1 protein-coding gene is annotated in these 1,443 nt (G+C 68.4%); it reads left to right on the top strand.

All coding sequences use genetic code 11. The annotated features are described in order from the left end of the window. Positions 1 to 299 precede the first annotated feature (299 nt). The coding region (metK, locus tag AOK16_RS24820; RefSeq protein WP_055474323.1) for a methionine adenosyltransferase at positions 300 to 1,443 on the top strand (1,144 nt) is incomplete at its 3' end.

Raw genomic sequence — 1,443 nt, 5'->3', positions numbered from 1 at the left:
CGGGCGTGACCGGTTCGGTGCCCGCTCCCTGGTGACCGGGGGCGTCCGCTGATACGTTCGGCCCATCGCCCGGTGTCTCTCCCCGAACCTTGCGGACACGCCCGGTCCCTGGAGCGCGAACAACAGGTGAACGCTCCCTGCACGTGCGGTGCCGCAGGTCACAGGGCTCCCACGGACCGAGACGCGATGTCCGTTCGGCGAGAGGGATGGATAAACTGGGCGCGGATCTGCGTCGGGCGCAGCCCCCGTACGGATCCAGCCATGATGAGCCAGCAGCCGCTGCAACCCCAGGGAGCGATGTGTCCCGCCGCCTGTTCACCTCGGAATCTGTGACCGAGGGCCACCCAGACAAGATCGCTGACCAGATCAGCGACACGATTCTCGACGCGCTTCTCCAGGAGGACCCGACGTCCCGGGTCGCCGTGGAGACCTTGATCACCACGGGCCAGGTGCACGTGGCCGGCGAGGTGACGACCAAGGCGTACGCGCCGATCGCCACGCTTGTCCGGAACAAGATCCTCGAGATTGGCTACGACTCGTCGAAGAAGGGCTTCGACGGCGCTTCCTGTGGTGTGTCGGTCTCCATCGGCGCCCAGTCCCCGGACATCGCGCAGGGTGTCGACACCGCGTACGAGCAGCGGGTCGAGGGCGACGAGGACGAGCTCGACAAGCAGGGCGCGGGCGACCAGGGCCTGATGTTCGGCTACGCCTGCGACGAGACGCCCGAGCTGATGCCGCTGCCGATCTCGCTGGCGAACCGGCTCTCGCGGCGCCTGACCGAGGTGCGCAAGAACGGGACCATTCCGTACCTGCGTCCCGACGGCAAGACCCAGGTCACCATCGAGTACAACGGTGACAAGGCCGTCCGCCTGGACACCGTCGTCGTCTCCTCGCAGCACGCCTCCGACATCGACCTGGACTCGCTGCTGGCGCCCGACATCCGTGAGTTCGTCGTGGAGCACGTGCTCCAGCAGCTCCTGGACGACGGCATCAAGCTGGACACCGACAACTACCGGCTGCTGGTGAACCCGACCGGCCGCTTCGAGATCGGCGGCCCGATGGGCGACGCGGGTCTGACCGGCCGCAAGATCATCATCGACACCTACGGGGGCATGGCCCGCCACGGCGGCGGCGCCTTCTCTGGCAAGGACCCGTCCAAGGTCGACCGCTCGGCCGCCTACGCGATGCGCTGGGTCGCCAAGAACGTCGTCGCGGCCGGCCTGGCCACGCGCTGCGAGGTCCAGGTCGCCTACGCGATCGGCAAGGCCGAGCCGGTCGGCCTCTTCGTGGAGACCTTCGGCACCGCCGCGGTGGACCACGAGAAGATCGAGCACGCCATCTCCGAGGTCTTCGACCTCCGCCCGGCCGCCATCATCCGCGACCTGGACCTGCTCCGCCCGATCTACGCCCAGACCGCCGCTTACGGCCACTTCGGCCGCGAAC

Source organism: Streptomyces pathocidini (assembly GCF_001418495.1).
Taxonomy (GTDB): Bacteria; Actinomycetota; Actinomycetes; order Streptomycetales; family Streptomycetaceae; genus Streptomyces; species Streptomyces pathocidini.
This window is presented reverse-complemented; position numbering and strand designations above follow the sequence as displayed.